26 protein-coding genes are annotated in these 25,712 nt (G+C 66.7%); 4 read left to right on the forward strand and 22 right to left on the reverse strand.

The window, feature by feature from the left end:
• Positions 1-19: 19 nt before the first annotated feature.
• The 5 genes from AC07Q9_RS14825 to AC07Q9_RS14845 all read right to left on the reverse strand — a co-directional run bounded on the left by AC07Q9_RS14825 (position 20) and on the right by AC07Q9_RS14845 (position 4,491).
• The gene (locus AC07Q9_RS14825) at positions 20-604 is read right to left on the reverse strand and encodes an A24 family peptidase (protein ID WP_495310363.1); all 585 of its coding nucleotides are present in this window, start codon (positions 602-604) and stop codon (positions 20-22) included.
• A gap of 16 nt (positions 605-620) precedes the next feature.
• A complete protein-coding gene (locus tag AC07Q9_RS14830; RefSeq protein ID WP_180288527.1) occupies positions 621-767 on the reverse strand; it encodes a hypothetical protein in 147 nt (48 codons plus the stop codon).
• 222 nt (positions 768-989) lie between these two features.
• Complete coding sequence (locus tag AC07Q9_RS14835) at positions 990-1,541, reverse strand: CoA transferase (protein ID WP_495310800.1); 552 nt, start codon at positions 1,539-1,541, stop codon at positions 990-992.
• Positions 1,542-1,551: 10 nt separating this feature from the next.
• Entirely contained in the window at positions 1,552-3,924 is a 2,373-nt protein-coding gene (locus AC07Q9_RS14840) for a DNA polymerase II (RefSeq protein ID WP_495310365.1), read from the reverse strand.
• Between the two features lie 258 nt (positions 3,925-4,182).
• Positions 4,183-4,491 carry a DUF7693 family protein gene (locus AC07Q9_RS14845; protein ID WP_495310367.1) on the reverse strand — a complete coding sequence of 103 codons (309 nt, stop codon included), beginning with the start codon at positions 4,489-4,491 and terminating at the stop codon, positions 4,183-4,185.
• Positions 4,492-4,636: 145 nt separating this feature from the next.
• Here AC07Q9_RS14845 and kdsA point away from each other — a divergent pair, with 145 nt between their 5' ends.
• The gene (gene kdsA, locus AC07Q9_RS14850; RefSeq protein WP_489058586.1) at positions 4,637-5,488 is read left to right on the forward strand and encodes a 3-deoxy-8-phosphooctulonate synthase; all 852 of its coding nucleotides are present in this window, start codon (positions 4,637-4,639) and stop codon (positions 5,486-5,488) included.
• Between the two features lie 18 nt (positions 5,489-5,506).
• Here the strand turns inward: kdsA and AC07Q9_RS14855 are convergent, their stop codons facing one another.
• Entirely contained in the window at positions 5,507-6,400 is an 894-nt protein-coding gene (locus AC07Q9_RS14855; protein WP_495310369.1) for a DMT family transporter, read from the reverse strand.
• A 164-nt stretch (positions 6,401-6,564) separates the two neighbouring features.
• Between AC07Q9_RS14855 and AC07Q9_RS14860 the strand changes: the two genes are divergently transcribed.
• A complete protein-coding gene (locus AC07Q9_RS14860; RefSeq protein ID WP_495310371.1) occupies positions 6,565-6,909 on the forward strand; it encodes a nuclear transport factor 2 family protein in 345 nt (114 codons plus the stop codon).
• Here AC07Q9_RS14860 and AC07Q9_RS14865 read toward each other — a convergent pair.
• From AC07Q9_RS14865 to AC07Q9_RS14905, 9 genes are all read right to left on the reverse strand, one after another.
• Positions 6,878-7,189 (reverse strand): hypothetical protein, encoded by a 312-nt coding sequence (locus tag AC07Q9_RS14865; RefSeq protein WP_495310373.1) that lies wholly within the window; start codon positions 7,187-7,189, stop codon positions 6,878-6,880. The two genes, AC07Q9_RS14860 and AC07Q9_RS14865, sit on opposite strands and share 32 nt — an antisense overlap.
• An 8-nt stretch (positions 7,190-7,197) precedes the next feature.
• Complete coding sequence (locus tag AC07Q9_RS14870; RefSeq protein WP_495310374.1) at positions 7,198-8,454, reverse strand: hypothetical protein; 1,257 nt, start codon at positions 8,452-8,454, stop codon at positions 7,198-7,200.
• Between the two features lie 257 nt (positions 8,455-8,711).
• Positions 8,712-10,583 carry an ATP-binding response regulator gene (locus tag AC07Q9_RS14875; protein WP_495310375.1) on the reverse strand — a complete coding sequence of 624 codons (1,872 nt, stop codon included), beginning with the start codon at positions 10,581-10,583 and terminating at the stop codon, positions 8,712-8,714.
• Positions 10,584-10,640: 57 nt separating this feature from the next.
• Positions 10,641-11,318, reverse strand: a complete 678-nt coding sequence (locus tag AC07Q9_RS14880) for a response regulator transcription factor (RefSeq protein ID WP_495300655.1) — start codon at positions 11,316-11,318, stop codon at positions 10,641-10,643.
• Positions 11,319-11,383: 65 nt separating this feature from the next.
• Positions 11,384-12,370 carry a tripartite tricarboxylate transporter substrate binding protein gene (locus tag AC07Q9_RS14885; protein WP_495310376.1) on the reverse strand — a complete coding sequence of 329 codons (987 nt, stop codon included), beginning with the start codon at positions 12,368-12,370 and terminating at the stop codon, positions 11,384-11,386.
• A complete protein-coding gene (locus AC07Q9_RS14890) occupies positions 12,367-12,825 on the reverse strand; it encodes a GAF domain-containing protein (protein ID WP_495310377.1) in 459 nt (152 codons plus the stop codon). The genes AC07Q9_RS14885 and AC07Q9_RS14890 overlap by 4 nt, the downstream gene beginning before the upstream one ends.
• A complete protein-coding gene (locus AC07Q9_RS14895) occupies positions 12,822-13,796 on the reverse strand; it encodes a Bug family tripartite tricarboxylate transporter substrate binding protein (protein WP_495310378.1) in 975 nt (324 codons plus the stop codon). The genes AC07Q9_RS14890 and AC07Q9_RS14895 overlap by 4 nt, the downstream gene beginning before the upstream one ends.
• Before the next feature lie 41 nt (positions 13,797-13,837).
• Positions 13,838-15,028, reverse strand: a complete 1,191-nt coding sequence (locus tag AC07Q9_RS14900) for a M24 family metallopeptidase (RefSeq protein ID WP_495310379.1) — start codon at positions 15,026-15,028, stop codon at positions 13,838-13,840.
• A 64-nt stretch (positions 15,029-15,092) separates the two neighbouring features.
• A complete protein-coding gene (locus AC07Q9_RS14905) occupies positions 15,093-16,334 on the reverse strand; it encodes a metal-dependent hydrolase family protein (protein WP_495310380.1) in 1,242 nt (413 codons plus the stop codon).
• Positions 16,335-16,474: 140 nt separating this feature from the next.
• Between AC07Q9_RS14905 and AC07Q9_RS14910 the strand changes: the two genes are divergently transcribed.
• Positions 16,475-17,431 carry a LysR family transcriptional regulator gene (locus AC07Q9_RS14910; protein WP_495310382.1) on the forward strand — a complete coding sequence of 319 codons (957 nt, stop codon included), beginning with the start codon at positions 16,475-16,477 and terminating at the stop codon, positions 17,429-17,431.
• Here AC07Q9_RS14910 and AC07Q9_RS14915 read toward each other — a convergent pair.
• The gene (locus AC07Q9_RS14915; RefSeq protein WP_495310383.1) at positions 17,409-17,765 is read right to left on the reverse strand and encodes a hypothetical protein; all 357 of its coding nucleotides are present in this window, start codon (positions 17,763-17,765) and stop codon (positions 17,409-17,411) included. The two genes, AC07Q9_RS14910 and AC07Q9_RS14915, sit on opposite strands and share 23 nt — an antisense overlap.
• An 86-nt stretch (positions 17,766-17,851) precedes the next feature.
• Positions 17,852-21,460, reverse strand: a complete 3,609-nt coding sequence (locus AC07Q9_RS14920) for an indolepyruvate ferredoxin oxidoreductase family protein (protein ID WP_495310385.1) — start codon at positions 21,458-21,460, stop codon at positions 17,852-17,854.
• A 92-nt stretch (positions 21,461-21,552) separates the two neighbouring features.
• Between AC07Q9_RS14920 and AC07Q9_RS14925 the strand changes: the two genes are divergently transcribed.
• The gene (locus tag AC07Q9_RS14925; protein WP_062474115.1) at positions 21,553-22,077 is read left to right on the forward strand and encodes an Lrp/AsnC family transcriptional regulator; all 525 of its coding nucleotides are present in this window, start codon (positions 21,553-21,555) and stop codon (positions 22,075-22,077) included.
• An 18-nt stretch (positions 22,078-22,095) separates the two neighbouring features.
• Here AC07Q9_RS14925 and AC07Q9_RS14930 read toward each other — a convergent pair whose 3' ends face one another.
• From AC07Q9_RS14930 to AC07Q9_RS14950, 5 genes are all read right to left on the reverse strand, one after another.
• The gene (locus AC07Q9_RS14930; protein ID WP_495310386.1) at positions 22,096-22,503 is read right to left on the reverse strand and encodes a GNAT family N-acetyltransferase; all 408 of its coding nucleotides are present in this window, start codon (positions 22,501-22,503) and stop codon (positions 22,096-22,098) included.
• Between the two features lie 29 nt (positions 22,504-22,532).
• Positions 22,533-23,942 carry a DUF2130 domain-containing protein gene (locus AC07Q9_RS14935; RefSeq protein WP_495310388.1) on the reverse strand — a complete coding sequence of 470 codons (1,410 nt, stop codon included), beginning with the start codon at positions 23,940-23,942 and terminating at the stop codon, positions 22,533-22,535.
• 314 nt (positions 23,943-24,256) lie between these two features.
• Complete coding sequence (locus tag AC07Q9_RS14940) at positions 24,257-24,553, reverse strand: hypothetical protein (RefSeq protein WP_495310390.1); 297 nt, start codon at positions 24,551-24,553, stop codon at positions 24,257-24,259.
• Entirely contained in the window at positions 24,550-25,197 is a 648-nt protein-coding gene (locus AC07Q9_RS14945) for a shikimate kinase (protein WP_495310392.1), read from the reverse strand. The genes AC07Q9_RS14940 and AC07Q9_RS14945 overlap by 4 nt, the downstream gene beginning before the upstream one ends.
• Positions 25,198-25,216: 19 nt before the next feature.
• On the reverse strand, positions 25,217-25,672 hold the full coding sequence (locus tag AC07Q9_RS14950; protein WP_495310393.1) for a GNAT family N-acetyltransferase: 456 nt from the start codon (positions 25,670-25,672) through the stop codon (positions 25,217-25,219).
• Positions 25,673-25,712 lie beyond the last annotated feature (40 nt).

Raw genomic sequence — 25,712 nt, forward strand, 5'->3', positions numbered from 1 at the left:
GGAATGAAACATGCAGGAGCTAGACAAAGCCCAGCTGGTGCGCCAGCACTTGGACCACCGTGCCCGCCGCGATGCACAGGCCGTAGGGCAACTTGCCCACGGACTGGCTCGCCTGCAGGCGCCCGTCGGGCCGCACGCCCGCCATACCGGAAATGAGCATCCCCTGCGCCGCGGTCTTGACGTTGCCCAGCATGTGGGCGAGGCGGCGGCGATGGATCGCGAAGGCCAGCGCCGCGACGCCGCCCGCAATGAAAGTGAAGAGCACGGCCATCAGCGTCTGCTGCGGCCCCAGGAAGGCGCCGGTCATGGCCATCAGCTTGACGTCGCCCGCGCCCATGATCCCGAGCGCATAGAACGGCAGCATCGCGGCGAAGCCCACACCCAGGCCACCGAATGCGCTCAGCGCACCCGACGTCGGCGTGCGTGCCGCCATCGTTCCGTAGATGAGGGCGAAGCTCGCACCGCCGAAGGTCAGCCAGTTGGGAATGCGGTAGGAACGCCAGTCGCTGACCGCCGCCACGCCGAGCAGCGCGAAGAGCGCCAGCATGCGGATGTCGGTCGCCAGCATCGCGAGCAGTTCGAGGACAGCGTTGAATTCCTGCATGGCGCGCTCCCCGTGTTCAGGCGCTGCGCCGCAGGGCGAGCAGCAGCAGAAGCACCACGACCATCACCAGCGCACCGATCAGTGCGAACTCCATGAACGACATGCCGGCGTCTTCGCGCAGCAGGCTCAGGGCGGTTCTCGGCAGGACTTCGAGCGGTTCCATGCGGCGTCCCCGGTGGTGGTGACCGGCCGAAACCGCTGGCCTTCCCGGCGTGGGAAGAAGCGTTCGGCATGGGGATGACTGTAGGAATCGCACCGCTTTCGCACATGAGCGGAGCGCCCTTTTCTGAGGGGGTCAGGTGCCCCGCGGCGGCGCGGGGGCGTGCATGACAAAACGACTACCCGACAGGGCGGGCGAAAGGGCGGGCGAAAGCGCAGGCGCGCCTCAGATCACCTGTGCGTCGCGCAGCGCCGCGAGCTGTGCCTCGCCCAGGCCCAGCCCGCCGTACACCTCGCCGTTGTGCTGCCCCGTGCGCGGCCCCGTGGCGGCCGGCCGCACGCCTTCGCGCCCCACGAAGCGAGGCACGGCCGCCGGCGCGGGCACGGTGCCGAACTGTTCGTCGGGCACGTCGATGAAGGCGCCGCGTGCCTGCATGTGCGGGTCGGCCCGCAGGTCGGCGATCGAATACACCTTGCTGTAGGGCACGTCTTCGCGGTCCAGCCGCACGGCCAGGTCCGCGAACGGCAGGCTCGCGCACCAATCGGCCAGGATGCGGTCCAGCGCCTCGAGGTGGCGCAGGCGCGCGGTGTTGTCGACAAAGCGTGCGTCGGTGAGCAAGTCGTCGCGGCCGATCGCGCGGCAGATGCGCGCAAAGATCGGCCCGCCCGTGCCCACCAGCGTGAACCACACGCCGTCGGCCGCACGGAACACGTTGGACGGCGCGGTGTAGGCGGCGGATCGGCAGTCGGGGTTGCGGTGAAGCGATGTCGCGATCAGGCGATTTCAGCTAGAAGAGTCCGCGTTGCGAGGTCGTCAAGGCCATGAAGCTGTCTCCCATGGGCTGAAGAATGGCATCGGCAATCGGCTGCAGCTGCCGGGTCAGGTAGTGCTCGTAGTCGATGCGCGAATGGCGGGTTTCCAGCGGCTCCGGTCCGTTCCGCGTCATGACGTATTGAATCCAGCCGCCCTTCTGGTACTGCTTGGGCCGGCCGATCCGTCCGTTGTGCTCGTCGGCGATGCGCGCGGCCCGCACCTGCGGCGGCACGTTGACCAGGTAGGCATCGAGCTGATGGCGCAGGCGCTTTCGGTAGATGAGCAGGTCGTCCTTGGCACCCGCCAGCGTCGACCTCGCGTAGTCAGTCACGAACGCCTTGTAGGGCTCGCCCTGGAAGATGCGCGACAGCAGGCCCTCCTGGAACTGGCGCGCCAGCGGGGTCCAGTCGCTGCGCGCCATCTCGAGGCCGCGGTACACCATCTCCTCCTTGCCTGCGGCATCCACGCTGAGACCCGCGTAGCGCTTCTTGCTGCCGACCTCCGAGCCGCGGATGGTGGGCATGAAGAACTTCTTGTAGTGGGTGTCGACCTCGATCTCGAGAAAGCTCTCCAGGCCCTGTTCCTCGCGCAGCGTGCGTGCCCACCACGCGTTGATGTCGGCCGCCAGGCGGACCGCGACGGCGTGTGCCTCGTCGTTGGTGTGGGTGCGCTTGAGCCAGATGAAGATGGAGTCGGTGTCGCCGTAGATGGCCTCGTAGCCCTGCTCTTCCACGAACTCGCGCGTGAGCTTCATCATCTCGTGCCCGCGCAGCGTCACGGCGGACACCAGCTTGGGGTTGAAGAACCGGCATTCGGAGGCCCCCAGCACACCGGCGAAGGAGTTCATGAGCAGCTTCAGCGCCTGCGACAGCGGCTCATTCTTCGCGCGCTTGGCCTCGTCCCGCGCGCGCCACAGCGTGGTCACGATCTCCGGCAGGCAGTGCCTGTCGCGCGAGAAGACGGTCTCCTGCGGGCCGTGAATGAGCCCGGTCGGATCGGCGGCGTTCGAGCCCTCGACCAGGCCCACCGGATCGACCAGGAAGGTGCGGATGATCGAGGGGTAGAGGCTCTTGTAGTCCAGCACCACGACGGAGTCGTAGAAGCCCGGCTTCGAGTCCATCACGTAGCCGCCGGGATAGGCCTTGCTCGCAATCTCGCCCACGTTCGGCGCCACGTAGCCCAGGCGGTGCATGCGCGGCAGGTAGTGGTGGCTGAACGCGGCAATGGAGCCGCCGAAGTGGTCGGCCTGCAGGCCGGTGACCTGGGCCCGCTCCATCATGAACTGCAGCAGCTTCGCCTTGTCGAAGATGCGCAGCACCAACTCGCAGTCGCGGATGTTGTAGAGCGCGAGCGCGGGCTTGTCGTGCTGGTAGCGCCGCTCGATCTCGGCCATCTTGTCGTACTCGTCGCCGATGGCCTTGCCTTCACCGAGCAGCGTTTGCGAGACGTTCTCGAGGCTGAAGGACGGAAAGCTCCACACCGCGGCCCGGAGCGCCTCGATGCCGTCGAGGATGACCCGGCCAGGCGTGGGCGCGAACAGGTAGCCCTGCTTGCCCGGATGGGTGCGCCATTCGATGGGGCGGCGCTCCCGTCCCAGGAGGAACGGCACGCCGCAGTCGTTGGCGGTCTTCTGCAGTACGCGCAGGTCGAACTGGATGACGTTCCATCCGATGACGACGTCGGGGTCGTTGCGCTCGAACCAGTCGTTCAGTTGCTCGATCATCGCCTTGCGGGTCGGGCAGTAGACGAGCGAAAAGCCCATCGGCTCATCCGGCTCGGGCGGCGGCTCGCCGAGCATGAAGACGACGCGCTCCGGCGTGCCATCCAGCGCAATCGAATAGAGCCCTTCATGCTGGCTCGTCTCGATGTCCAGCGACACGACCTTCAGCACCGGCCGGAACTCGGGCGCGGGCTTGAGCTTGCAGTCGACGATCGTGGCGCGCTCTGCCCGCCCGCCTTCCACCCGCACGCCGGCGGTGATGAAGCGCTCCATCAGGTAGCGGTCGTGCGGGCGCACGTCGGCTTCGAGCAACGGAATGCCCTGCGCCTGGAGGGCGCGTGCCAAGCGGCCGAGCTGGCGGAAGTGCGTCGCGTAGACGCCGAGAACGGCGTCCTGCTGGAAGCTCTGCAGCGCGAGTTCGCGCAGCTGCACGCCCGGCATGGCGGCGAGGTGCGCTTCCACCGCCGCCCGGTGTCGGGCGGCGACGAACGCGACGCTGCTGCGGGAGGTCAGGACCACTTTCCTCGGCCCGGCTTCGGTGGCCAGCCAGTACTCGATCTCCGTGCCGGTCGGTGCATCACGCCAGTGGCGCGTGAGGATGAAGCCCTGGAGGTCGGTGGAGGTCACGGGCGCGGGGAGATCGGGTGGAGCGGGAGGGCAAACTTGGGCACAGGCGATTTTCGCCTGCACAGCCGGACAGACCTTCGCCGCAGCCGGTTGCGCGTCTGCGTGCCGAATGGCGCGCTTCGATCAGACACCCGGGTGTGCGACCCGCGTCCATCGCTTGCCCGGAAGAGACATTCCAGGCTTCATGTTCAGCGCTTTGAAGCGGTCGCTCATGCGGGCACAAAAGGCGCGCTCATGCGCGTCAGGCCCTGGCGCGAACTACGCCCCCGGTTGGCGCGCGTGCTCGAAGATGGCTTCGAGCGCCTTGGCCTCGTCAAGGGTCAAGAGGGAAATGGGGTCCCCATGACCGTCGCTGTCCGTCCAATCATCGTATTGACCTTCTCTGCCGTCCGCTGCCACCGCCCTGTCGCAGTAGTCGAGGTGTCCTTCGCAATAGAACACGCTGACATGCCACCCACCCATTTCATACTGCATTTCACCCTTGTAGGGGCGACGCCCTGAGGCAGCGACCGGTACCTCGCCTCGGATGGTGCGCCGAAAATGCTCCGCGATGACTGCTGCTGACAAGGTTCTCATGTGTCGTTCGAGGGGATTGGGAGCGGTCGCCTGTCAACGACCGCAGTTGGCCGACTGTAGCCATCGGCAGCCCATGGCGTGATCTTCCGGCCCGCCAGAGCGCGAGAATACGGCCACCACTCCAGGAGAACTCTTCGTGACGACCGTCGCCATCACCCCCGCAATCAACGTCAGCAACAGCGACGGCTTTGTCCTGTTTGGCGGCGTGAACGTCCTCGAGTCGAAGGACATGGCCCTGCGCGCCGCGGAAGAATATGTCCGCGTCACGCGAAAGCTGGGCATCCCCTACGTCTTCAAGGCGAGCTTCGACAAGGCGAATCGCTCGTCGATCCATTCCTACCGGGGCCCCGGTCTGGAAGAGGGCCTGAAAATCTTCGAGGCCGTCAAGGCGGAGTTCGGCGTGCCCCTCCTCACCGACGTGCACGAGCCATGGCAAGCGAATCCCGTCGCCGAAGTGGTCGACGTTCTGCAGCTGCCTGCGTTTCTCGCCCGCCAGACGGATCTGGTGGTCGCGCTCGCGAAGACGGGCAAGGTCATCAACGTCAAGAAGCCCCAGTTCCTGAGCCCGTCGCAGGTGCTCAACATCGTCGAGAAGATCAGGGAAGCGGGAACCTCCCCCGTCATCCTGTGCGACCGGGGCACCTGCTTCGGCTACGACAACCTGGTGGTGGACATGCTCGGATTCGGCACCATGAAGAAGATCACCGGGAACCTGCCCGTCATCTTCGACGTGACCCATGCGCTCCAGCAACGCGAGGCGAACGCCGTCGCCTCGGGCGGGCGACGCGAGCAGGTGGCTGAGCTGGCGCGTGCGGGTCTGGCGGTGGGCCTGGCGGGCCTCTTTCTTGAAGCGCACCCTGACCCGGCGCAGGCCAAATGCGACGGTCCCAGCGCGCTGCCGCTGGACCAGCTGGAGCCTTTCCTCACGCAGCTGAAGGCGTTGGACGACCTGGTGAAGTCGTTCGCGCCCTTGCACATCCGCGCCTGAAAGAGACACCGCCGCCGCTCAGGCGGCCTTCTGCTTTTTCTGCACGGACCTGGGCGCCTCGCTTCGCGCCAGCCACAGTCCGCTCGCAATGATCAACGCCCCGCCGCCCAGCGTCCATGCATCGGGCGCGGCCTGCCAGAACACCCAGTCCAGCACCAGCCCCCAGGCGAGCGCGCTGTATTCGAAGGGGGCGATGGCGGCGGCCTGGCCGTGGCGGAAGGCCTCGGCGATGGCCAGCTGGCCCAGAAAGCCGCTGATGGCCAAGCCCGCCAGCAACCCCATGTGCTCGGCCTGGAGGGGCACCCATTGCGGCGCCGCCAACAGGCTGCCGCCGACAGCCATGCCCGCCGTGGTCCAGAAGACCAGCGCGGCGCTCGATTCGGTGCGGCTGATGAGCCGCCCCAGCATGTTCGACAGCGCGTAGCAGGCCGCGGCCACCAGGATCGCCAGCGCCCCCGTCGAGAGGAACGCGCCCTGCTCGGGCCGCAGCGCGATCACGACACCGACAAAGCCCAGCCCGATGGCGACCCAGTGGCGCAGAAGAATCGACTCGCCCAGCAGCGGCACGGCAATGAGCACCATCAGCAGCGGCGCGATGAACGTGAGCGTGTAGGCCTCGGCCAGGCCCAGGGTCTTCAGGCCATGGACGAAGAGCACGAGCATCGTCATGTTCAACGCGGTGCGCAGCAGGTGCAAAGGCCAACGCAGCCGGCGATTGAAAACGCCGGCGGTCTCGCGCCGCCAGGCGATGTACACGCACACCAACGGCAGGGCCGTGAGACCGCGCAGCGCCATCACCTGCACCGCCGGGTAGTGCCCGGCCAGGTTCTTGAGCAGCGCGTCCATGCAGGCGAAGAAGGCGCAAGCCAACAGCATCGCGGCGATGCCGCGCAGGGTTCCGGTCGGGTTCATGGTCGGGTGATCTCGCGGCAACGGCCGGGAGAAAGGGACGCGTCTTGTTCTTGACCGCCAAGCATAGACGCTGCGAACGCGTGGCGTTGGCCGGCTGTCGACGAAGCACTTCCGGCCGCACGGGACCCACAGCAGGCCTTGGCCATGGCCGCTACAGTGCCCTCATGACCGACACCCACACCCTCCCCCCCGACCTTCAAGCCGCCATGCGTGCACGAGACGAAGCCTTCTATGCCGTCGATTCGGCGCAGTGGGGCCGGTACACCGCGAGCGACTTCACGACGGTCCAGCAGAACGGCCAGTTCATGTCTCGCGCCGAACGGGTCGGCAACCTTCAAACGCAGAAGCAGCGGCCCTACGTGCCACGCGAACGCGAGCAGCACGAACAGCAAGGCGATCTTGTCGTCACCCGCTTTTTCAGCGGCGGACTGTGGGTGGTGGAAGTCTGGAAGCGCATCGACGGTGCATGGGCCACCGTCATGACCCAGGCCACCACGGCGACTCCCTGAAATCTTCCAGCCGCAGAACGCGATGACCGCTGCCGGCGACATGCCGCCGCCCGTCAAGGGCCGCAACTGCGAAGCGGGCCTGAAGGGCGAGCTGTTCCGCGGCAAGGTCCACACCGCGCTGGCGCTGTTCCGTCTCCACCGGCAAGGTGCGCAGCGAAGGGTTCGACGCGGAGATCAGCGGCGAAGTGGCGCGCGGGTGGCAGGTGTTCGCCGGCTGCACGTTCAACCACTTCAAGTACCTGAACCACACCGCCAATGCCGGCGTCGATTTCGCCAGCACCTGTTCGTCTAGGGGAAAAGAACAGCGCCCCCGCGGTTGAGGTCTGCCAGCAGCACGCCCTGAACATAGACGGCATAGTCCGCGAAGAACATCGCCGCGCCCCCGCTCGCTCCGGTAGGAATGCTCAAGCCGGCGTAGAAGAACCCCTGGCTCGCCTGGTCATTGAGCCGGGCCAGTCCCGCAGGCGTATTGATATCGACCGGGCCTCCATCAATTTCATCCGAGAAGCGATAGGCGACCGCCGAGGGGCGGCGGCTGTCCAGTTCGTAGGCATTGAAGACGCCCTGGACGGGCTGTCCGCCGGGGTTGGCGAAGTATTCGAAATAGCCCTTGTAGCGGAATCCGTCTTGACCGCGGCTGGTGAGTTGCGGCTTGGGATCGGAGACGATGGGATCGAACGCATAGCGGTAGGTCGCCCCTGCGGCTGCAGAGCTCTTGACGACGATCGCATTCACGCTCGGGCTGAGACCCCGCTCCGTGTTCAGGAAGCGATAGCCTTCCTGTCCCCATGCGTTCAACTGGGCGATGAAGTCTGCCGGCATCATCTGATCGAAGCTGAACTTCCGATAGGTGTAGGTGACGGGCTGACTTTCGTTCTTGACCAGGATGAAGCTGGCCTTGCGGATGGCGTTGAGTGAATCGTCCAGGGTATGCGTCTCCCCCACCAGGTGATGCAGCACATAGCCCTTGGCGCCCTCGTCTTCCAACCGCTGCAGCAGCGCGGTACTGGCCGGGTCCCAGCCATCGCGACCGGAGAAGGTGAGCGTGAATTCCTTGTAGCTGTACTTGTCGTTGGCGGCTTGCGGATTGACGTACAGAGAGTTGCTTCCCACGGGGCGCAGCCGGACGCTGCCTTTGGCGCCCTGGTCGTTCAGTTGCTGCACGACGGCCGGCACCGAGGCGATGTAGGAATCCTTGTCGCCATCCCAGGCAGAGGGGAGCGTCTCATACTGCGCGGGTGCCGGTGTTCCGGGTTCCTGGGTTCCAGGTTCCTGCGTTCCAGGACCTTGTGTTCCGGGCCCTTGCGTTCCGGGGCCTTGTGTTCCAGGCCCTTGTGTTCCGGCGCCGTCCGTTCCAGGCCCGACCGGCACCACTGGAAATCCACCGCCACCTCCGCCGCTACCACCACCACATGCCGCAAGCATCAAGGCGACTGCCGTTGCTGCAGCCACTGCAGATTTTTTGAATTTCATTCCCTTGCCTTTCAATTTTTCGAAGCCGATGCTGCCGATAGGGCAACGTTGTCCGTAGCGATCGGCAGCCACTGCGTGGTCCGTCAGATCGCCGTCAGCGTTTTTAGGGCACTCGGGAGAAATTTCCCCATGCCGAAAGTCACACCGACCGGAAAGGCATGGGAAATCGATATTTGGCGATGAGGCAGTTAGGACTCATGCGAACCATGAGACCGAAAAAGAGAAGGTTCTTTCTCTTGCCAATATCGAGAACATTCACAGGGTGATTCGTTCTTCGATGCCCAGGTCTATTCTTCTCACCCAACTTTGAAGTTGGCGCGAAAGACCTTCTATGCAAACGGCGATCGATCTCTGAAGTACCGAGTCGCTGGCGCAAGACTCCGTGCATGCCCCGTGACGGATGTCAGTTCTGCCATCGCCTGCAGCAGCGCGGCAGCGCTCACCGGCTTGAACAGCATCGGCACCCCCGATGCCTGTGCACGCCGCAGTTGTTGCGGGGCCGTCTCGCCCGTGATCAGGAGCAGGGGAATGTCGAGCTGAAAGCGCTCGAGCAGGCGCAGGCCGACCTCGAGTCCATCGCCCCCGTCGGCCAGCCGGTAGTCGCACAAGAGCATCGAGAACGGACTGCTTTTCGCATCCGGGTGCGTCAATGCTTCGACCGCATGCGATTCGTCGGTCACGGCCACGACATCGACCGAATGCGCTCGCAGCAGCGCCGCCATGGCCAGGCGAATCTCCGCTTCGTCGTCGATCAGCAGCACGGGGCCGTGCAGGTTCGGCGCCGCACGGCTGCGATGCCTGGGCATCTCCAGTTCATCGCGCAGCAGGTCGGCTGGCGCCGCCAGCGTTGCCTTGGCTTGCGGCAGGACCACGCGGAAATGCGTGCCACGTCCCGGGCGCGAGCGCACCACGATCGGGTGAGACATCAGGTGCGACAGGCGCTGGACGATCGACAGCCCGATCCCGAGTCCACGCGCGCGGTCGCGGCCCGGGTTGTCGACCTGATAGAACTCCTCGAAGATGCGGTTCAACTGTTCGGGTGCAATGCCGACGCCGGTGTCGCGAACCTCCAGCCACACCTTGTCTCCGCGCCGCCGCGCGACCACGCTCACGCCCCCCTCAGGGGTGTACTTCAAGGCGTTGTCGACCAGATTGGACAGCAGGCGGAACAGCAACTGAATGTCGCTGCGCACCCACATGCCGCTGGCACGTATGCGCAACTGCAGGCCCTTCTGTTCGGCGTGCGGGGCGAAGGTCTGGTTCAGCACCAGAAGCAATGCATCGAGTTCCAGTGCCTGCGGTTCGGACACGACAACGCCTGCATCGAGATGCGAGACATCGAGCATGGTGTCCAGCGATGAGCCCAGCGCGTCGACGGCGCGCATCAGGCGCTCGGCATTCTTTCTTTCGGGATGGTCATGCAGTGCGCTTTCCATGGCTGCGCCGAAAAGGGCAATGGCATGCATCGGCTGGCGCAAGTCGTGGCTGGCCGCGGCAAGAAAGCGGGTCTTTTCCGCACTGGCTCGCTCCACGGCGGCGATGCGTTCGCGCAACTGCGCAGCCAGCGTCTCGTTCTCGAATCGCAGGATCAAGGAGGCTGTCAGCCGCTGGTTCTGCTTCACCCCTTCGCGCAGTGTCAGTATCAGATGCGCGAAGCCGAAAAGCGCCAGGAACCCGTGCAGCGCGCCACCGTGCCAGATCAAGGCAAGGATCAGCCCGCCCATCATCGGAACGCCGCAGCCGAACATGGCCTTCTTGAGCGGCCAGCGGGCCTGAACAGCCCGGGTCCAGCTGACCATGATCACGACGATCACCACGGTCGCCATCGCCGGGCTCTGGATGAGCACGAGGAACAACGCGCATGGAATCGCCGTGGTCACGCTGAGCAGCGTGACGATGCATGTGTACCGGCGCGCCCAATGGCGGCTTTCGGACAAGGGGACATCCGGCGTCCACCGCGGCGCGAACAACGCATACAGGTGCATCGACACGACGGCAGCGACCATGCCGATCACCAGCAGGTGGTGGATCGGATCGACGTTGAAGTACCCGAAGATGCCGATGGCAATGGCGAAGCCCATGTGCGCACAGGTGACCGTGGTGTGCCCGGCATACACCGAGGCCACGTGCTCGCGGAGCACCCGATGGTCCAGGTCGGCGAACGCCGGGGCCTGATGCATCGATCGGGCAGCGTCATTCATGAGGGGGCCCTTCTTTCGTTTCTTCTTCGACGATCGCCTTGCACCTCCTCCGGTGAATCAGCGCAGGCTGCTGATCAGTTCCGCCCGCGACTGCACGCCGAACAGCAAGAGGATCGTCGAGACATAGTTCTTCACCGTGCCTTCGCGCAACTCGGCCAACAGGGCGATCTCCTTGTTGGACTTGCCTTCGAGAATCATCTGCAGCACACGCGCCTGGCTTCCCGTCAGGGCGCCCAGGCCACCGCTGACGGAACGGTGGGGCACCCTGGCCACCCACCTGGAAGTGCCTGGAAGGCCGTCGACCACGTCCCTCCCGAGCAGGCCGCAGGCACGGATGAAGCTCACCACCTCCTTGAGGTTGGCCGACTTCGGCAAGAACGCGCGGGCGCCCTGTGCCAGCGCACTTTGAGCAATGGCGCTTTGCGCCAGCGACGTGGCGCCGACACCCGACAACGCGACAACGCGGGCCTGCGGATAACGCTGGAGAAAAACGGACACGCCGCTCAGACCGCGGGTATCGGGAAGCGCCAGATCGAGCAGCACCCACCCGATGCTCGCCTGAAAGCGCTCATACACGGCCAGTGCCTGCGCCATGCTGCTGGCTTCGAAGACCTCGACCGCGGGCCCGGTGGGCGAGGCTTGCGCCTGGAGCAAGGCACGCACACCCAGGCGCACCAGGTCGTGGTCGTCCACGATCAGGATGGCTGACGCTCGGGTCGGCGCAAGGGTGCTCATGGCGCGCATGTTAGGGTCATGCGCCGCCGGCTGATAGTGACGAAAGTCAACTCACCCGCAGACCTCTACTCCTTTTTCAGACCCATCTGCAGCGCGGTCTGCCCAAAGCGCGCAAGGTCTGCCCGGGCCCGCGCCGCTGCATCGCCAGGCGAACTGCCAACCGGCATCCACCCCGCATCGATCAGGCGCTGGCGTGCCTCGGGCCGCGCCATGCCCTGGACGATCACCGCATTGAGCCTGTCGATGACGGCCTGCGGCGTGCCCTTGGGTGCGGCCAGCCCGAACCATCCCGAGGTCACGAAGCCCGGCAGCCCCGCCTCCTGCGCCGTGGGCACGCCGGCCAGCGATTCGCTGCGTTCGCGCGTGGTGACGAACAGCGCGCGCACCTTGGCGGCCTGCACGTTCGCCACCTGCGCGGCGGCGTTGTCGATCATGGCGTCGATGTGACCGCCGAGCAGGTCGGCGATGGCGCCGGTGCCGCCCTTGTAGGGAACGACGTTGGCCGAGATGCCGGCCGCCTTCATGAACATCATCTGCGTGAGGTGGGCCTGCGTGCCCACGCCGGCATTCGCGAACGAAACCTTCCCCGGATTCGCCTTGGCATGCGCGATGAATTCCTTGAGGGTGCGCGCGGGAAAGTCCGGCCGCGTCACGACCACGAAGGGAATGTCGACCAGGATCGCGATGGGCGCCAGGTCTTCCACCGGCTTGTACTTCAGGTCATACAGGTAGGGATTGACGGCCATCGTTCCGCTGGCCACGAGCACCAACGTGTGACCGTCGGCGGGGGCGCGCACCACCTGCTGCAACGCCATCGACCCACCGGCGCCCGGCTTCGCGTCGACGATGACCGGCTGGCCGAGCGCCTTGGCCATGAGGTCGGCGATCTGGCGTGTCATGGCGTCGGTGGCACCGCCGGCCGCATAGGGAAACACGATGGTGATCGGCTTGCTCGGGTAGCCTGGGCCGACTGCACGCGCCGCGGTGGCGAGCGATGCGGCGCAAAGCGATGCAGCGGTATTCAGCACGAAGGTTCGGCGAGGGATCGTCATGCGGGCATCTCAACGCATCGAAGCGGAAGAAGCAAGGGTGCGGCCTGTTCGGCGAAGCGCATGAGCGCGGGCACCATGTCGGGCTGGTACCAGTGTTCCCGGTGCAGGAGGTTCAGGGAACCGACAGTGCGGCCGTCGTGCCGGATCGGCACATTGATGGCAGACCGGCAGCCGAGCGCGTCGATCAGCGCATGGTCCGGGAACGCGCGGCGGCAGGCTTCCTGATCAACGCAGATGCGCGCCCGGCCGCCCTGCACCACCTCGCGAAAGAAGTCGTTGTCATGGTGCAGTGGCTTGGTGCCGCCGCACGGATACGCCACCGGGTCGCTCGTGTACAGGCGCCGGGACGCGGCAAGGCTGGGGTCGATCGCCAGCACGGTGAACAGCCGGTGCCCCGGAAACCGTCGCAGCGCGTGGTCCAGGGCCTCGAAGGAAGCCGGCTCGATGGCACTCACTGCGCAATGCCCAGGCGATCGATGATGGGCCCCCAGGCGGCCGACTCGCGCTGCGTGAACTTCAGGACATCGGCCGGCGTCGACTTGACGCCGACCAGCATCTGGCCGGCCAGGCGCTCCTTCATCTCGGGCGTGTCCAGGGCCTTGTTGATCTCGGCGTTGAGCCGCGCGACCGCGTCGCCGGGTGCGCCCGCGCGCGCCACCAGGGAGTACCAGCCGGGCACTTCCATGTCGATGCCCAGCTCCTTGAACGTGGGCACGTCGGGCAGTTGCGGCAACCGCCGCTCGCCGGTGACCGCCAGCGGCACCAGCTTGCCGCTCTTGACCAGCGGCACGACGCCGACGGGAACGGTCGTCATGACCGGCGTGTCGCCCGCCATCACGCTGGTGAGCGCGTTGGGGCCGCCGGCGCCGCTGATGGGCACGTGCTGCATCTGGATGCCGGTGCGCGACTTCAGCAGCTCGCTCGCCAGATGGGTGGAGTTGCCGATGCCGGCGGATGCAAAGCTGAGCCGCTGCGGCTCGGCCTTGGCCATCTTGATGAGGTCGGGCAGCGTCTTCACGCCCAGGCTCGGCGACACGACCGTCACGAACGGCGTGTTGGCGATGACGGCGACACCGGTGAAGTCACGCGCCGGCTGGTGCCCCAGCGACTTGTACAGGTGCGGGTTCCACGACATGTTCGAGACGCCGGCCAGGAACAGCGTGTAGCCGTCCGCAGGCTGCGAAAGCACGTAGGCCGCGGCCAGCGTGCCGTTCGCGCCGGGCCGGTTCTCCACCACGACGCTCTGCCCGATGCTCTTGGCGAGCACGTCGGCCAGCGTGCGCGCCAACGTGTCCGGCCCCGAGCCGGCCGGCTGCGGAACCACCACCTTGATCGGTTTGGAGGGAAAGCCCTGCGCGAAGGCGGGTGCGGCGAGCAGCGAGGCTGCAACGGCCAACGCGGAAAGCATGGTGCGGCGGGTGGTCATGGTGAAGTCAAGGTCGGTGGTGGCGAAAGGTGTGAGGGGTCTCAACCGACGGTGGCGTAGTCGAGCGACTTGGGCGTGGCGGTGAACACGCGCGGCGTCGCGCCCACCACGACCGTGTCGTCGATGCGAAAGCCCCCCACGCCGTAGACGTACAGACCGGGCTCGGCCGAATAGACCTCGTTGTCGCGCAGCGGACGCTGGCTGAAGGCCATGTCCTCCGGGTACTCGTGGTGCACGATGCCGATGGCGTGGCCCGTGCGGTGGCGGATGCAGTCGGCAAAGCCGGCGCGCTCGATCACGGCCTGCGCCGCGGCGTCGATCGCACACACGGGCCGGCCTGTCACGGCCGCGCCGATGGCCGCATCGGTCGCGTCGCGCGCGGCCGTCCACAGCGCCTTCTTCTGCTCGTCGGGGCGCCCGCAGAACCAGGTGCGCTCGTTCTCGATCGTCAGGCCGTTGAGCCGGGGAATCACGATGTTGACCAGCACGTCGCCTTCGCGGATGCGCGCGCCGCAGGAGGCACCGTCGCCGTGCGGCGAGGCCGACGCCGGGCCGCTGAGCGTCCAGCAGCGCACGACCTCGAACTGTTCGCCGGGAAAACGCTCGGCGGCCTCCTGCACGAACAGGCTGGCCATGGCGCAGTCCATCTCCTGCACCAGGCGGCCGGGCTTGATCGCTTCGCGGTAGCGGTCCTGCAGCCAGTCCGTCAGCCCGGCCATGGCCTGCATCACGGCCAGTTCCTCGGCGTGCTTCTGCCAGCGCAGGCTGCGCACTTCCGCGGTGGCGACGCGCACGTCCAGGTCGGGCAGCAGGCGCTGCACGGCCGCCATCACGCCGCTGCCGGCATCCAGCGCGATGCGCGAGCGGCGCAGGCCGGCGCGGCTCAGGCGCTCGGCAAGGATCTCGGGGAGCTGCGACACGAGCGGCAGGCGGTTGCTCACCATCGGATGCTCGGCATAGAACGTCACGTCCGTGATCCACACCTTGTGCGCTTCCATCGAGAAGCGCATGTGGTTCGTGGACAGCTCGTTCATGACCAGGAAGCCCTCGCCCTGGCGCGGCACGACCGCGAAGATCGGCCGCTCCCACGGCTGCACGTCGGTGTGGAAGTTGGTCGCGAACTGAAAGAAGTCGGCGGTGGTGAACACCAGCGCATCGACGGCGAGTTCGTCCATCAACCGGACCATCTGGTCGTGGCGGTACCGCCAGACGGCTTGCGTCAGCTTGGGCATGTGTCGTTTCCTTGAAGGGGCCGGAGGCATCCGGCGGGTTGTCTGAACAGCTCGGGGGTGCGGGCTACAGCGCGTCGAACTCGACCACGCCGGCTTTCATCACCAGGGGAATGCGCTCGCCCTGCCCCCCCAGGCAATCGAGGTTGCGCATCGGGTCGCCGTCGACCAGCAGCAGGTCGGCCAGCGCGCCCGGGATCAGCCGGCCGAGCCGGTCGCTCATGCCCAGCACCTCGGCGCCGACGAGCGTGGCGCTGGCGATGATCTCGGCCGGCGACAGCACCTGCGCGCGCAGGCGGAACTCGTCGCTTTGCAGCCGATGCGACTCGCCCAGCAGGTCGGTGCCGAAGCCCATCTTCACGCCGGCCGACTTGTAGATCTCGAGCGAGCGCAGCCCGGCGCCGCGCACGTCCTCCACCTTGGCCACGCTGGCGGGCGGCAGCCCCAGGGCTGCGCCTTCGTTGGCGAGGGCGTCGTAGGTCACCAGCGTGGGCACCACATAGGCGCCGTGCTCGGCCATGAGCGCGGCGGTGGGCGCATCGACCAGGTTGCCGTGCTCGATCGTGCGCACGCCGCAGCGCACCACGCGCTGGATCGCGGCCGGGGTGTAGGCGTGGGCCAGCACGTAGGTGTTGCGGGCCGCGGCCTCCCCGACGATGGCGCGGATCTCGTCCTCGCTGTAGCCCAGGGCGTCGACCGGGTCGGTGGGCGACGCCACGCCGCCGCCGGCCATGATCTTGATCTGGTCTGCGCCCATCTGCAGTTCTTCGCGCACGGCCTTGCGCACGGCGTCCACGCCATCGGCCACGCGGGCCAGCATGCCCACGCGGGCGCAGTTGGGGCACACGGCGTTGGCCACCAGGTAGTCGGAGCGCGCGCGGCCGTCGCCATGGCCGCCGGTCTGGCTCAGCGCGCGGCCCGAGACGAACAGGCGCGGCCCCTGCGCCAGCCCCGACTGCACCGCCTGCTTGAACGCATCGCCCGCACCGGCGGCGTCGCGCACGGTCGTGAAGCCGCGGCGCAGCATGCCGCGCAGGATCGGCAGGCTGCGCAGCGTCGCCAACACGTTGGGCATCAGCGCCTGGCGCTGCAGGTTCAGGTCGACGGCCACCACGTGCACATGCAGGTCGATCAGGCCGGGCATCACGGTCTTGCCGGCGGCGTCGATGACCCGCGCATCGCGCGCCACGATCGGCCGGTCGGACACCTCGCGGATGGTGTCGCCCTCGATCAGGATGTCGTGGCGGTCCTGCAGCTCGGGCTTCAGCGGATCGAGCAGGCGGGCGTTCTTGACGAGGATCTGATTCATGGGTCTGTTTGCCGGGTTCCGAGGGCATGGGCGGTGAGGAATGACGGGATCGTAGGATCGCGTCACAATTCCGAAAAATTTATATGCTGAATCCACTCCATTGACCATGTGAATGGTTTCAGCAGCCTCCTCTTCTGCCCATGAACTACCGCAACGCCGATCTGAACCTGCTGAAGGTCTTCGAAGCCCTCATGAACGAAGGCAACGTGACGCGCGCCGCATCGAAGCTGTCGCTGACGCAGCCCACGGTCAGCAACGCGCTGCGCCGGTTGCGCGAGACCTACGGTGACCCTCTGTTCGTGCGCAACGGCGCGGGCATCCGCCCGACGCGGCGCGCCACGGAGTTGTGGGCGCCGCTGGCCCGGTCGCTGCGCACGATCCGGGGCACGCTCGAGGGCGAGAGCTTCGATGCCTCGCAAAGCGACGCACGCCTGACAGTCTCGATGACCGACTACGTGGCCTGCATCGTCGCCCCCCGCCTGCTCGAGCGGCTCGGCGACCTCGCGCCGGGCATGCGGCTGCACACCCACCCCGGCACGGTGGTGGACTTCGGGCAGTCGCTGGACGACAACCGGGCCGACTTCGCCATCGGCGCCTACAACGACGACGTGCAGCGCCCCGGCTTCATGCGCTCACGCAGGCTGTGGTCGGTGGACTTCGCCTGCTTCATGCGCAACGACCACCCGCTGGCCAAGCTCGACAAGATCCCGCTGAAGAAATTCCTGGCCGCGCGCCACCTCGACGTGAGCCTGGCGGGCCGTGTCGGCGGCGTCTACGACCGCGTGCTGCAAAGCCGCGGCCTGCAGCGCAACCTGGTCAGCACGGTGAGTCACTACTCCGCAGCCTACGAGGCCGTGCGCCGCTCCGACCTGATCGCCGTGCTGCCCTGGTCCGAGGGCCTGGAGACGATGCGATTGACGGGCCTGAAGCGCGTGCCGCCACCGGTGGCGGCGCCGGCGCGCACCGTCGAACTGGTCTGGCACGAGCGGCATGAGACCTCGGCGCTGCACCAGTGGTTCATTGCGTTGGTCGTCGAGATGCTGGCGCGGGAGCCGGCTGCGCGCACTGCGCGGGCTAAGCCCGGAACCAGATCTTGAGCGTCACGTACATCGCGTAGCCCAAGCCCAGGACGCACCACGCGATGAAAAACATGTTGGCCCAGTACTCGCCTGCATGCGCCGCCAGGGTGTAGACCTGCCCCGCGCACCCCTTGCCGACGCAAGGCACTTCGCCGCGAACCAAGGCGCGCAGCATGGCGAAGAAGAGGTAGCAGGTCACGCCAGCGGTCAGCAGGAATCCGACGGGCCCGACGACCCCCTGGGTGAGTTCATCCTTCTCATCGCGGTACCCCTTGCGCAGCAGCTTCTGTCCGTACCGGTACCAGGCGTATCCGAGCAGGAGCATCAAGGCGTAGTAGAGGAAGGTGCGCATGGGTCCTGTGATCGTCGGGGTGTGGCGGGCGTGAGTGCTTCGGCAAGGATCGTATCCGAGCCCGCCACGCTCGCCACCCGCGCCCGCTACCGCGCGCTGGCCACGATGGCGATGCCGCGAATCTGCCCGGCGCCGGGCGCCTCCACCGGCTTCGCGTAGCGCGATGGCGCAAAGCGGTGCAGCAGCTCGGCCTCGCGCAGGCGCGCCGCGTCCAGGTTCGCCAGCTTCACGTGGCCGAAGCCTCGCACCGACAGCGGCAGCGCCGCGATGCGTGCGGCGGTCGACTGGTTGTCGGGGGTCAGCGCGGTGGCCATTTCCTGCAGCAGGCGGTCGAAATGATCGATCAACGCGCGCTCGGTGCGACGCTCCGCCGTGTGGCCGAACAGGTCGAAGGGCGTGCCGCGCAGGCGCTTGCCGTGGGCCAGCCACTTCATGGCTGGCAGCATCCATGCACCGAGGCGCACCTTGGCGGGTGCCTGTCCGTGCGCGGGGCGCGAGAGCAGTGGCGGCGCCATGTGGAACTCGAGCTTCAGATCGCCTTCGAACTGGTCCTTCAGCTTCTGCAGGAACGCGCCGTCGGTGTACAGGCGCGCGACCTCGTACTCGTCCTTGTAGCTCATGAGCTTCAAGAGGCTGCGCGCCGCGTTGCGCGTGAAAGGCAGGCTCGCGTCGCCGCCCGGCAGTGCGGACTCGACCGCCTGCAGTGCGCGGATGCGCTGGTCGAAGCGCGCGGCCCACGCAGCGTTCTGGTAGCCAGTGAGATGGCGACGCGCATCGGCGAGCAGCGTTTCCAGCGGGCGGTCGTCGACCTGGTGTGCCGCCGCCTCGACCGGTGCCGCGCGCAGCTGGTCGAGCGCCGTGGGGTCGCCGGCCGCGAGCCTCCCGAGCGAGAACGCCGATTGGTTCGCCGCCACGGCCACGCCGTTGAGTTCGATCGCGTGCATGAGCGCCTCGAGGCTCAGCGGCACGAGGCCGCGCTGCCACGCATAGCCGGTCGCCACGATGTTCGCGGCCAGCGTGTCGCCCAGGAACTCTTCGGCCAGGCTCTGCGCATCGAAGGTCTCGACCTGTTCCTCGCCCGCGACGAAGCGCATCTTCTCCAGCAGCAGGTCGACATGCAGGTCGGCATCGGGGTTGCGCAGCGACTCGGCCACCGGAATCTCGTGGATGTTCGCGAGCACGCGCGTGCGCCCGTGCCGCACGGTCTGCAGCGCATCGGCCGAGGCGCCCACCACCACGTCGCAGGCGAGGATGGCGTCGGCCTGCTGCGTGTCGATGCGCACCTGGTTCAGCCGCTCGGGCGTGTCGGCCAGCCGCACGAAGCTCAGCACCGAGCCGCCCTTCTGCGCGAAGCCCATGAAGTCGAGCACGCTGGCCGACTTGGCCTCGAGGTGCGCGGCCATCGCGATGACCGCGCCCACCGTCACCACGCCGGTGCCTCCCACGCCGGTCACCAGCAGGTCGTAGGGGCCGGTCCATGCGTGCGGCGCGGGATGCGGCAGCGCGCCCACGCGGTGCAGGAAGGCATCGCGCCCGGCCGCGAGCGCCCCGCTCTTGCGGCGCAGCTTGCCGCCCGTGACGCCCACGAAGCTGGGGCAGAAGCCCTTGGCGCAGGAGTAGTCCTTGTTGCAGCTGGTCTGGTCGATCTTGCGCTTGCGGCCCATCGGCGTCTCGTGCGGCAGCACGGCCACGCAGTTGCTCTGCACGGTGCAGTCGCCGCAGCCTTCGCACACGGCCTCGTTGATGAACAGGCGCTTGGGCGGATCGGCCAGCTCGCCCTTCTTGCGGCGGCGGCGCTTCTCGGCGGCGCAGGTCTGCTCGTAGATGAGCACGGTCACGCCGGGCATCTCGCGCAGGCGGCGCTGCACCTCGTCGAGCGCGGCGCGGTCGTGGAACTCGGTGCCCGCCGGAAACTTGTTCTTGATGGCGTCGTAGTGATGGATGGCATCGCTCACGACCACCACCTTGGTGACGCCCTCCGACTCCACCTGCCGCGCAATGGCGTCCACGCTGATGACGCCGTCGACCGGCTGGCCGCCCGTCATCGCGACCGCGTCGTTGAACAAAATCTTGTAGGTGAGCGTGGCCTTGGCCGCCACGGCCTGGCGGATCGCGAGATAGCCCGAGTGGTAGTAGGTGCCGTCGCCCAGGTTCTGGAACACGTGCGGCGTCTTGGTGAACATGGCGTGCGAGATCCAGTCGACGCCCTCCCCGCCCATCTGGATCAGGCCCGCCGTGCTGCGGTCCATCCAGTTGGCCATGAAGTGGCAGCCGATGCCCGCGCGCGCCGTCGAGCCTTCGGGCACCTTGGTGCTGGTGTTGTGCGGGCAGCCGGCGCAGAAGTACGGCAGGCGCTTGACCGCATCGCTCGCGTTGGCCAGCAGCTCGGGCGGCGTGAAGTCGCGCACATGCTGCAGGTGATCGCCCAGGTCGTGGTTCTCGGGAAAGTGCACGGCCAGCCAGTGCGCGACCAGTTCGATGAGACGCGACGGCCGCAGCTCGCCGAGCGCCGACACCAGCGGCTGGCCCGCGTGGTCGTGCTTGCCCACGAGCACGGGGCGCGCATCGGGCGGCGCGTTGTAGAAGATGTCGCGCAGCTGCGTCTCGACCACCGCACCCTTCTCTTCCACGATGAGGATCTCGCCGAGCCCGCGCGCGAACTCCTTGAGACGCGTCTGCTCGACCGGAAAGCTCAGGCCCACCTTGTACAGCCGCACACCGGCGCGCGCGAGCTGCTCGGGCGAAAGCTCGAGCCGGCGCAGCACCTCCATCAGGTCGTGGTGCGCCTTGCCGCAGGTGACGATGCCCACCTTGGCATGCGGGCTCACGATGACGTGGCGGTCGATGCTGTTGCGTTGTGTGAAGGCGGCCACGGCGGCGAGCTTGTCCTCCAGCCGCGACTCGATGCGCAGCGACGGCAGGTCGGGCCAGCGGTAATGCAGGCCGTCGGACGGCGCGGCGTGGCCGGTGGCGGCGCGCACGGCGCCGGCGTCTTCCCAGGCGGCGACGCGCGCGTTCACCCCATCGAGGTCCACCGTGCCCGCGCTCTCGACGATTTCGGACAGCGCCGCCATGCCGACCCACGCGCCCGAGTAGCGCGACAGCTCGTAGCCGTACAGGCCGAACTCCAGGTACTCGGCCACGCTCGCGGGCTGCATCACGGGCATGCGCCAGGCCATGAAGGCGTGGTCGCTCTGGTGCGGCATCGACGACGACACGCAGCCGTGGTCGTCGCCCGCCACCACCAGCACGCCGCCGCGGGGCGACGAGCCGTAGGCATTGCCGTGCTTGAGCGCGTCGCCCGCGCGGTCCACGCCCGGGCCCTTGCCGTACCACATGGCGTACACGCCATCGACGGTGCGCTCGGGGTCGGATTCGACGCGCTGCGTGCCCAGCACCTGCGTGGCGGCCAGCTCCTCGTTCACGGCGGGCACGAAGCGGATGCCGGTCTTCTTGAAGCGCTCGCCGGCCTTCCAGATGGCCTGGTCGACCATGCCCAGCGGCGAACCGCGGTAGCCGCTGACGAAGCCCTGCGTGTGCAGGCCGCGCGCCGCGTCGCGCTGTTTCTGCATCACCAGGATGCGGATCAACGCCTGCGTGCCGGTGAGGAAGACCGAGCCGGCATCGGCCCAGAGGTTGTCGGAAAGCTGGTAGTCGGGCCGTCGGAGTGCGGTCGCTTCAAGTGGGGCGTTCATGCCCGGAATTGTTCTGCGCCCCCCCAAGTAAGTGTTTCTTCAATACACTGGCGCAGACCCTTGTTTGAAGAAGAATCCACTCCAAAATCACGATGAACGTCGGTTCTGTTTCTCTTGACGAGCATTGCCTCAAGATTCTTTCTGCACTGCAGCATGACGGCCGACAGACCGTGCAGCAGATTTCCGAGGCCGTGGGCCTGTCGCCCACGCCCTGCTGGAAGCGCATCAAGGACATGGAGGCGGCCGGCGTCATCCGCGGCTACACCGCGCTCGTCGATCCCGAGCACGTGGGCCTGCACGTGTCGGCCGTGGCCGAGGTGAACCTCGACCGCCACAGCGAGGCGATGGTGCAGCGCTTCGAAGAAGCCGTGGCCGCGAGCCCGCAGATCATCCGCTGCGTGTCGGCCACCGGGCCCGCGGACTACATCCTCAACGTGACCGTGCCCGACATGAAGCACTACGAGCGCTTCCTGCACGAGGTGCTGTTCAGCCTGCCCGGCGTGACGCACGTGCGTTCGAGCATCGTGCTGCGCGAGATCAAGTCGGAAACGGCGCTGCCGCTCGGGCACCTGCTGGATGCGAAGGCCGGGCTGGCGGGGTCACGGCGGTCGCCGTGAGGCGTGGCGCAGCGGCCTCTAGCGCTTGCGCCGGATGACGTACGCGTTCTGCGCCAGTTCGAAGCCGAGCGTCGGGTAGTAAGACATCGCGTCGGGGGCCGACAACAGGATCAGCGACACCTCCTCGCCGATGATCGCCTGCGTGCGCTGCACGAGTTCCCGGCCGATGCCATGGCCCTGGTACTTCTTGTCCACGGCCAGGTCCGACAGGTAGCAGCAGTACGCGTGGTCGGTCAGCGACCGCGACAGCCCCACCAGCTCGTTGTCGACCCAGGCCGACAACAGGAGGCTAGGCGCGGCGAACATCCGCGCAATGCGGGCGAGATCGTTCGTGGGGCGCTTGATGCCGGACCGGTCGAAGACGCGGGCGACGTCGACCGGGTCCAGGGGCATGTCCTGGCGGTAGTCGATGGTGATGTGGTTCATGTATTTCCTGGGTAGCGCCTGCGCCAGCGTCATTCCGTCTCGGAAGACCCCAGCTTCTTGAGTTCGGCGAACTTGGCCGCCATCGTCGGGTTGCCGCGTGTCAGCTTCTTGATCGTCACGTCCTGTGCCTTGTCGTTCGCAAGGCGAAGATTCCGGTCGGTGCCGAGCAGCGCTTCCTTCGTCTTCTGCAGGTGGTCGATCGACTTGTCGATCTCCGCGATCGCCTTCTGGAAGTGGCCGTGGGCCAGGTCGTAGTTCCTGCCGAAGGCGGCCTTGAAGGTCTCCAGCTCGGTCTCGAACTTCGTGATGTCGATGTTCTGCGCCTTCACCAGCGCCAGCTCCGACTTGTACTTGAGCGAGTTCATCGCCGCATTGCGCAGCAGCGTGATGATGGGCAGGAAGAACTGCGGGCGCACGACGTACATCTTCGGATAGCGATGGAACACATCGACGATCCCGGTGTTGTAGAGCTCGTTGTCGGGCTCGAGCAGCGACACCAGCACCGCGTACTCGCAGCCCTTCTCGGTGCGGTCCTTGTCGAGTTCCCTCAGGAAGTCTTCGTTCCTGTTCTTCGTGGCCGTGCGGTCGTTCTCGTTCTTCATCTCGAACATGATCGAGACGATCTCGGTGCCCGCCTCGTCCGCGTCGCGGAAGATGTAGTCGCCCTTGCTGCCCGTGCGCGCGTCGTTGTCCTTCTCGAAGTAGGCGCGGGGAAACGCCATCGACCGGATGCGGTTGAACTCGGTCTCGCAGTGCTGCTCCAGAGTCTCGCCCACCATCTTGGTCGACAGGCGCGCCTTCATGTCGCGCAGCCGCTCGATCGCGTCGTCGCGGTCCTTGATCTGCGTTTCGTACTTGTCCTTGAGCGACTTCTCGGCGAGTTGCTTCTCGAGCTCCGCCCGCTCGAGGCCGCTCTTCCACTGATCCCGCTCCTTCTCGACCACGCTCACGGCCTCGCTGATCGCGAGCTTCTTCGCCACCTCGATGGCGTCGAGCCGGGCCTTCAGTTCCTGGATTTCCACGTCCTTCGCGGCGGCGCTCTTCTGCAGCTCGCCCACGTGCCTTGCTTCGGCGAGCGCGGTGGCGGCCAGCTTGTCCTGCTTGGCCTTTTCAAGCTCGTTCGCGAGCGCATCGCGTTCCCGCTCCACGGCGCCCAGGGCCTCGCTCACGGCGAGCTTGCGCGCGACATCGCCGGCCTCGAGCTTCGCCTTGAGTTCCTGGATCTCGCCGTCCTTGGCGGCGGCGGCCTTCTGCAGTTCGCCGGCGGCCCGGGTCTGGGCGAGTTCGACGGCCGCGCGCTTGTCGCGCTCGGCCAGTTCCAGCCGCTCGTGCAGCTGCTTCTCGAAATCGCCGTCGCGCACCTGCTTCAGGATGTCCGCGTAACCGGCTTCGTCGATCTTGAATGCCTTGCTGCAATGGGGGCAGATGATTTCGTGCATGGCTATGTGCGCTCCGCCGTCGGGGTGGAGGTCGACAAGAAATGGGGGGCTGCGAAGCTGCGCGCGGTTCGGGCTGGGTCGCTGGGAATGATGTTGTTCATGGGGTCAAAGACATGGGGCCATGCGACTGTAGCTGGACAGGGAGAGCGGCGAACGGCAGGCGCTGGAAGACCGGGGCCGACGCCTGCGAACGGGCCATCTCTTGCGGACCGCGTGGCTAGAATCGCCGCCGCAAGAATCGACGCTGGTCTTGTTCAGTGCTCGATCAAGCCGCGAGCTTTGCGTCAACCGACACGCCTCTTGCGCATCACCGGCTAGGCAGGCGGGCATCCCTCTGCAACCAAGGTCCATCCGATTTCCGAACGATGCCGGGCTTCCAACTCTTGTTCGAATTGAAGAACTTTCTGAGCGTGCGTGGCCTTGCACATCACGATCAGAACCTTGTCTGGCTTGATCCGGACCACTTCATCCACGACGGGTGTGGCAAGCGCAGACTGGACCTCCCCCACCTGGTAGGCGGTTGGAGTGATTCGGACCTCGACGGTTCTGGACCCGAAGCAGCCGGCAAGCACCAGCGACGCGAACGCAGCAGACAAATAAACGAATCTCATGGTTCTCCAGAACTACCGAGGGAGCTTGCCGCTGAACTGGCGTAACGACCTTCCCGGTGTCGGTCGCATTCTGCATGCGCCATGACGCCTTCCTCGCGAACCCCGACGCGCGCACGCACGAATCTTTCGATCTGGGAGGCGACCTCGTCCGTTACGACATCGCTGCGGAAGCGGGTACACGGCATCGCCATGAACCTTGGAAATCGCGCCCGTATCCGTTGTTCCTCGCTGGTCCTGTCCCCGCGCAAATACGGTCGCGAAAGCTGGCGTTGCACGATCACTTCAACGCATCCTTCGAGTTCGAAGGCTGGCAGCAGCAGCGAGGTCAGCGCATCCACTTCGATGGCGCAACGCAGCGCTGGGTACCCGTCGTCCACGTCTTCCGGATACGTGAGGAATCCGGACGAAAGCGCGAGAACGGTGGGACGGGTCAACGCAGATCGAACCTCCCGATAGACGGCCACGTTTCGCCTCGCATAGCCCAAGTAGCCAGACGCCTTAATGACGGCGTCGATGCTCCCTTCGCGGGACATGAAGTGCTGGTCGAGATCGACGAACGCCCAGCCCAGTCGGCGAGCCAGATGCGGACCCACAGTGGTTTTCCCCGCCCCGCCGGGTCCGATGAGATGAAGGACTGCCGTCATTCCCGCCCGAGGTCGCTCTTCAAGCAAAGGACCGTCGATATTTGACGAGCCCACGCTTGATCGAGGCATCGAAGCCGCAGCGCTCGAAGAACCGATGAGCATCCGTGCGATCCACCGAACTCAGCAACATGATCTTCGAGCAATCGCTCGCCGCACAGAACGCCTCGACCTCCCGCATCAGCGCGGCCCCCACCCCTCGGTTGCGAGCGGCCGCGTCGACGACGACGTTCTCAACGACCGCGAACGGCTGCCGCTTGTACATCACGTCTTCGCACAGCGAGACCAGCACCGTGGCGCACACCTGGCCGTCGATCTCCGCGACAAGAAGCGCCGTCCGCGGGTCTTCGTACAACTCCTGCAGGCGTTCGGGCAGCACGCAGCGCGCCGCGTCTGCGACCAGTTGGCCGTAGAGCGCATCGATGCGCGCGGCGTCGTCGGACACGGCACGACGGACGCTGAGGGATGGGATGGGCATGCAGGCGGTCTCCGCAAAACGACGTCGGGTTCGGGCGAGG

The organism is Variovorax sp. GW821-FHT09A10 (assembly GCF_059418385.1).